Source organism: Promicromonospora sp. NPDC019610, assembly GCF_044389365.1.
Lineage (GTDB): Bacteria > Actinomycetota > Actinomycetes > Actinomycetales > Cellulomonadaceae > Promicromonospora.
Genome location: NZ_JBIRXX010000002.1, coordinates 1831652 through 1838138, shown reverse-complemented (window position 1 = coordinate 1838138; position 6487 = coordinate 1831652). Strand labels below are relative to the sequence as shown.

5 protein-coding genes are annotated in these 6487 nt (G+C 72.4%); 2 read left to right on the top strand and 3 right to left on the bottom strand.

Going from position 1 to position 6487, the window contains the following annotated elements:
- Positions 1-197: 197 nt before the first annotated feature.
- Complete coding sequence (locus ACH45N_RS19845; protein WP_397396966.1) at positions 198-698, top strand: DUF1877 family protein; 501 nt, start codon at positions 198-200, stop codon at positions 696-698.
- A 471-nt stretch (positions 699-1169) separates the two neighbouring features.
- Here the strand turns inward: ACH45N_RS19845 and ACH45N_RS19840 are convergent, their stop codons facing one another.
- The gene (locus ACH45N_RS19840) at positions 1170-1874 is read right to left on the bottom strand and encodes a class I SAM-dependent methyltransferase (protein ID WP_397396964.1); all 705 of its coding nucleotides are present in this window, start codon (positions 1872-1874) and stop codon (positions 1170-1172) included.
- A gap of 404 nt (positions 1875-2278) precedes the next feature.
- Positions 2279-2845 (bottom strand): hypothetical protein, encoded by a 567-nt coding sequence (locus ACH45N_RS19835; protein ID WP_397396962.1) that lies wholly within the window; start codon positions 2843-2845, stop codon positions 2279-2281.
- 152 nt (positions 2846-2997) lie between these two features.
- Between ACH45N_RS19835 and ACH45N_RS19830 the strand changes: the two genes are divergently transcribed.
- A complete protein-coding gene (locus ACH45N_RS19830) occupies positions 2998-4215 on the top strand; it encodes a M20 family metallopeptidase (RefSeq protein ID WP_397396960.1) in 1218 nt (405 codons plus the stop codon).
- Here the strand turns inward: ACH45N_RS19830 and ACH45N_RS19825 are convergent.
- Positions 4175-6277 (bottom strand): anthranilate synthase family protein, encoded by a 2103-nt coding sequence (locus tag ACH45N_RS19825; protein WP_397396958.1) that lies wholly within the window; start codon positions 6275-6277, stop codon positions 4175-4177. The two genes, ACH45N_RS19830 and ACH45N_RS19825, sit on opposite strands and share 41 nt — an antisense overlap.
- Positions 6278-6487: the final 210 nt, after the last annotated feature.

Genomic DNA, 6487 nt, shown 5'->3' with positions numbered 1-6487 from the left:
TCAGTTTCTTAAGCGCCCGCCGGGGCGCCCCCGCCGCCCCGCCCCCCGGTCGGGCGTCCATGTTTGGTGTGGTCGCTCTCTGAGGGCTCTGAGCGCCACCACTCCTACGTTCGATGGCGGCTCGGACATCAGCCGTCCGGCGTCCGGCGGGGGTCGTGGCACCGGCAGTGTCAGTGGGTGCCCGTACGGTGCGGCGCATGAGCATGATCGGCGAGTACATGCGCCTGGCGCCGCACGACCTGGGTCTGACACTGGCCGATCCGGAGTCGACGCGGGATCTGATTGACGAGCTGTGGGACCTGGAGGACGAAGGGGCCGACCCGGACGCGCGTCTGATGGACGTCGACAAGGCCTGGCACGGGCTGGCGTTCGTCTTGGAGCGTGCCGGCGTGTCGACCGCCGCCGTCCACGGGGACGCGCAGGTGCCAGGAGCGGACGACTGGGGCTACGGGCCGCCGTCGTGGCTGAGCGTGGAGCGGGTCGCGGAGCTGTCTGCGGCGCTCCGGGGTCTCGACGTCGATGCCGTCGTGGGTGCCGTACCGGCCGCCGTCCTCGTCGCGGCCGAGGTCTATCCGCTGGGCCTGTGGGCCGCTGACTCGGACTGGCAGGGCTATCTCGCGGGACACCTCAAGCGGCTCACTGACTTCTTCGCCGAGGCCGCCGACGCCGGGATGGGCGTGCTCGTCTGGATCGACTGAGCCGCCCATTCCGCGCTTAGAGGTGGCTCCGTGAATTGTCCAGTCGAAACGGCAAACAATGCGTTGACGCAATGTGTTCTGCGTGCGGCGCAAACGAACGAACTCCCCTCGCGGAATGCCGCGAGGGGAGTTCGTCTGCTGGGGGAGTGATTCCAGCTCCGCTACCGGAAGCCCTTGGACGGGGCTACCAGGTCAGCGGTGTCGCACCAGGTCAGAGACCCAGGAGCTGCAGGATCTGCTCGAGGGTGCAGCCCAGGTTGTCCAGCAGGTGCGAGATGATGTCGATGAGGCTCACGTGTGCGAGTCCTTTCACAAAAGGGGATCACCGGATGATGTCCGGTGAGTCGAACGGTGTTCGCGTTCCATACGTTAAGTAGGCGACACGGACACTGCAACGTGAAAGGGATATTGGCGTGTAAAGCGCGAAATGATTCCCGCTGTGATAGCGGCGGCGCGCGGCGCACGTAGGGCTCAGCGGGCCTCGAGGACGAAGAAGAGGAAGGACACGAAGGCGGTCCGCTCGCCGGTCGCGATGCGTGGCGGGAGGAGCTCGGTCGGCGTGTCCGGGGACGGCGGGGGCTCGGCCACGGACGCGACGCCGAACCCCGCGGCGGTGAAGGCGTCGACCATCGCGTGCAGGGGGCGGTGCCAGTACGTCAGCGTCCCGGGCTGGCCCGCGAAGTCGTACTCCTCGGAGTACTGCTGGACGGCGAAGTAGTCCTCCTTCGGATAGTTGAAGGGGCGCACGAGCGGGTGGTTGACCGAGAGGATGAGCCGGCCGCCCGGCTTGAGGACCCGGTGCAGCTCGGTCAGCGGCGGCCGCCAGTCCTCGAGGTAGTGCAGGACGAGGGAGGAGACGACGTCGTCGAAGGTGTCGTCCGCGTAGGGCAGCGGCTGCGCCAGGTCCGCCACCGTCAGCGGGACGTCGTCGCCGAGCCGGCGACGGGCGAGCTCGACCATCGAGGGGCTGCCGTCGAACCCGGTCATGTCGGCGCCGCGATCACGGAGCTCGGCGGACAGCGGTCCGGAGCCGCAGCCCGCGTCGAGGATCTTGCGCCCCCGCACGTCGCCCGCGAGGCGGACCATGGCCGGTCGTTCGTACCAGGCGTTGAGCAGGCTCCCGGAGTTCTCGGTGTCGTAGCTGGCCGCGAACTCGTCGTAGTGGTCGGGCTTCATCGGATCCTCTTCGTCGGACGGTCCATGTCCCGGCCGAAGTTAGCGGGAAGCAGCACCGTGCGGGCCCGGGACGCCGTCCCTCCTTCAGGTGCGCCGAGTACCTCCCGGCCGTACGCACAAAAGGCTCGTCGACGGCGGTCTCGCGCAGCGCCTGGTCGATTCGTCGGCGCCGGCCGAGGCACGACGGACCCGCGCCCACCAAGGTGCGCTTCTGCCCCGTCATTGGGCCCGAAAACACGCTGGTTTCGGGCCCAATGACGGGGCAGAAGCGCACCTCGGGGTGGGCGGGCTCGGTCAGGTGTCGCACGCGACCGGACCCGCCGGCTCACGCTCGCGGTCGGCCACGACCCGTACGGCGACCTGGTCGCTGGTGCTGATCCGACGACGGACGCTCGCGGAGCGCCTCAGTAGGCCCGGAAGGTCTCGACGGTCCTCGACCCGCTGCCCGACAGCCACCACCGTCCGCCGCCGATCTTGCGGAGGTCGACGTCGAGCTCCAGGTCACGGACGGCCCACGTCCCCGGGCCCCCGGCGCGCGCGTAGTCGGACGGGAAGATGTAGACGCGCTCGGAGAACGTGGCGTTCCTGTCCGGCTTGCTGCCCTTGCGGATGCGTTTCAGGTCGGCGTGGAAGGAACCCGCCGTCCCGCCGTGGCTGCCCAGGCGGAACCCGACGTCACCGCCCGCCAGCAGCTTGTGGTTGCACCGCACCTTGCCCTTCACGGTCACGTAGCCCGGCAGGTTCTTGGCGCCGATCGGACGGACGTCCACGCGGCAGCGGGCCTGCACGTAGCGGTCCTGCGCCGGTATGTAGTAGGTGTCGGTGACGACGAGGTCGTTCTCCCATGCCGCGGCGCTCGCGGGCGCGGCGCTCGCGGGCGCGGCCGTCACGGACGCCGCGACGAGCGAGAACGCCCCGGCAACGGTCGCGACCCAGTTCCTGAGCCGCGTCGGGTGCTTCTTCTGCCGCATGACTACCTCCATGTATCAGGTCGGCATGTATCAGGTCGGCATGTATCAGGTCGGCACCACCAGACCTACTGCGCACGGGGCCCGGTCGCCACGTGGCGCCACGGTCTGGAGCAGAAATCACCCCTCGACCACGCCCCGTAGGCTCTGGCACCGTGGCCCTTCTCGACGACGCAGCCCTGATCCAACCCGACCTGGTCGCCCTGCGACGGCGCATCCACCAGCACCCCGAGATCGGCCTGCACCTGCCGCGAACGCAGGCCGCCGTCCTGGAGGCGCTCGACGGGCTGCCCCTGGAGATCACCACCGGCACGGGGCTCAGCTCCGTCGTCGCCGTCCTGCGGGGGGACCGCCAGCCGGCCGGCCAGGGGCCCACCGTGCTGCTGCGCGGCGACATGGACGCCCTGCCCGTGGTCGAGGAGTCGGACGAGCCGTTCGCCTCGACCAACGGCGCGATGCACGCGTGCGGGCACGACCTGCACGTGGCCGGCCTGGTCGGCGCGGCCCGCCTGCTCAGCGCCCGGAGGCACGAGCTCGCGGGCAACGTCGTCCTCATGTTCCAGCCCGGCGAGGAGGGACCCGGCGGCGCGCTCCCGATGATCGCCGAGGGCGTCCTGGACGCCGCCGGCACCCCCGTGGACGCCGCGTTCGGGATCCACGTCACCGGCCTGTACGACAAGGGGCTGTTCGTCTCCCGGCCCGGCCCCGCCTGGGCCGGCGTCAACATCCTGGACATCACCGTGCACGGCCGGGGCGGCCACGGCTCGTCACCGTGGATGTCCGTGGACCCCGTACCGGTCGCCGCCGAGATCGTGCTGGCGCTGCAGTCCTACGTGACCCGGCGCGTCAGCGTGTTCGACCCCGTGGTGATCACCGTGGGCCAGCTCCACGCGGGCACCGCCTCGAACGTCATCCCCGATCGGGCCGAGCTCACCGCCTCCGTGCGCACCCTGTCGGACGCGTCCCTGGCCCAGCTCACGGCCGAGCTCCCGCGGCTGGTCCAGGGCATCGCCGCCGCCCACGGCTGCACCGCCGACGTCGTCCTCGAACCGGAGTACCCCGTGACGGTCAACGACGCCGCCATGTGGGACCACACGCGCAGCGTCCTGACCGGTCTGTACGGGCCCGGCCGCGTCGTCGAGCGGCCCGAACCGATCATGGGCGCCGAGGACTTCTCCTACGTGCTGCAGCGCGTGCCCGGCTGCTTCGTCCAGCTCGGCGCCCGGCCCGACGACGTCCCCGCGGACGCCGCGCCGTCCAACCACTCCGCGAAGGTCCGCTTCGACGACGCCGTGCTCGGCGAGCAGGCGGCGGCGCTCGCGGCGCTGGCCCTCACCACCCTGACGAAGCTGGGGACGACGACGCCCGCGTGACGGTCCGGCCCGGGACACCCAGGGCGTGGCGCGTGAGGCGGTCGAGCACGGTGATGCCGTCGGCCGACAGCACCGACTCCAGGTGCCCCTGCACCGAGGCCACGCCCGGCCCGCGCAGCGCCGTCAGCACGCCGTCCGCGTCGACGGACGGCTCCAGCGCGAGCCGCGCCACGGGGTTGTCGGCCGCGGCGGCCGAGACCGTGGTCAGGTGCGCGCCGAAGGTGTTGTAGTAGCCGACGGCGGCCGTCGTGCCGAACACGTCGGCGTCCAGCCGCACGCCCTGCCGCGGCGCGGGCAGCGCGCGCAGGGGGAAGCCCGCCAGACCCGCGAGCACCTGGTGGCTCAGGCAGACGGCGAGCAGCGGGCGGCCCGCCGTGACGCGCTCCAGGATCCGGCGCGTGAGGGCGGCGATGCGCGGGTCCTCCTGGTCGCGCGGGTCGCCCGGCCCGGGGCCGAACACCACCAGGTCGTCCGCGAGCACGTCCGTGACGGCGTCCCACCGCACCACGCGCGCGTTCATGCCCAGGTGGCCCAGCTGGTGGGCGAGCATCGTCGTGAACTGGTCCTCGTGGTCGACCACGAGCACGTCCCGGCCGACCAGCGGCGACCCCCCGGCGGCCTCGGACGGCACGCGGCCCGACGCCGTCGCGCCGGACGGGGCGGGCCGGGCGGGCGTGGCGCTCGCGGCCTCCTGCGGCCGCACCCAGAACTCGGCGAGCTGCTGGTTGCGCGCCGTCAGCGCCTCGGCGACGCCGGGCTGCGCGTTCAGGTCGACGACGGCGTCGGGCCCCGCGCCCCGCGGCACGAGGCCGAGCGAGGCGAGCACCCCCGCCGCCTTGGCGCGGGTCTCGGCCACCTCGTGCTCGGGCACCGAGTGCCGCACGAGCGTGGCCCCGGCGGGGACGGACACGCGGCCGCCCGCGTGCAGGTAGGCCGTGCGGATGAGGATCGGGGCGTCAAGGGAGTAACCGGCGGGGTCGCCGGAAAGGTCCGGCCCGGACGCGGCCTCCGGCTCGAACAGGGCCAGGAACCCCGAGTAGTACCCGCGCGGCCGCGTCTCGTGCCGGGCGATCACCGTGCAGGCGTTCTCCATGGGCGACCCTGTCACGGTCGGCGCGAACATCGTCAGGCGCAGCGCGTCGCGCGGGTCCACCGTGGTGCGGCCCTCCAGCAGGTACTCGGTGTGGCTGAGCCGCGCCATCTGCTTGAGGTACGGGCCCACGATGCGCCCACCGTCCGGGCAGAGCGCGCTCATCATCTTCATCTCCTCGTCGACCACCATGAAGAGCTCCTCGTTCTCCTTGGTGTCGGCCAGGAAGTCCAGGACGCCCTCGCGCGTGGGGCCCGACGCCGGGTGGCGGTAGGTGCCGCTGATCGGGTTCATCCGGGCCACGCCGTCGTCCAGGGTCAGGTGCCGCTCCGGGGTGGCGCCCGCCAGGGACACGGCCTCCGCGGCCGGGCCGACGGCGGGCGCGGTGTCGCCCCGGGACGTCGTGGGCGCCGGCGCGTGGATCGCGAACGTCCAGTACGAGCCGACCTCGTGCGTGAGCAGCGCGCGGAACCACGACGTCAGGGTGCGCACGGGGGCGGCGTCGGTGCGGGCCTCGAAGCTGCGCATCACCACGAAGTTGGCGCCCGCGCCCTGCCCGATCTCGTCGTCGATCACGCGGCGCACGATGCCCGCGTACTCGTCGTCGGCGATGTCGAAGCCCAGCGGCTCGGCGGCCACGGGCTCGGGCGGCAGCGCGGCCAGGGCGTCGGCCAGGGCGACGCGCTCGGACGCGCGCACGACCAGGCACCGCAGCGGGGCACCGTCGTCCTGCACGGTGAAGCCGCGCTCGCGGGCCTGGCGGTAGGGCACGACCGCGAGCACGGGCGCGCCGTCGAGCGGGATGTCGCGCAGCAGGTCGGCGTCGACGACGTCGCCGGTCAGCACCTCGACCTCGGTGCCGCCGTGGCGGCGCAGGAGCGCGAAGGGGAGCGAGCCGTCGGAGGCCAGGACCCGGTCCAGGAGCGGGTGCGAGTGCGGGTGCGGGCCGGTCGAGCCAGGGTGGAGGGACATGTGGAGCCTCTCGGTGCGGGGTGCTCGCCCGGAACCGGGAGTCTCGTGGGGAAACACGAAACGACCGCCTCGGGCGAGGCGGTCGTGGACGTGAGTGGATGCGTCGCGAGCCCGCCTAGTCGGCGGGCCACCAGTCCAGGCAGATGCGGGGCGACGTCATGGCCGGAACGTTAGCCGGGCGGGGGCGGTGGTGTCCACAGGTGAGCCGTC

Excerpts from the sequence above, each read along its gene's own strand:
- ACH45N_RS19845 (WP_397396966.1), top strand. The coding sequence starts at position 198 with ATGAGCATGATCGGCGAGTACATGCGCCTGGCGCCGCACGACCTGGGT.
- ACH45N_RS19840 (WP_397396964.1), bottom strand. The coding sequence starts at position 1,874 with ATGAAGCCCGACCACTACGACGAGTTCGCGGCCAGCTACGACACCGAG.
- ACH45N_RS19835 (WP_397396962.1), bottom strand. The coding sequence starts at position 2,845 with ATGCGGCAGAAGAAGCACCCGACGCGGCTCAGGAACTGGGTCGCGACC.
- ACH45N_RS19825 (WP_397396958.1), bottom strand. The coding sequence starts at position 6,277 with ATGTCCCTCCACCCTGGCTCGACCGGCCCGCACCCGCACTCGCACCCG.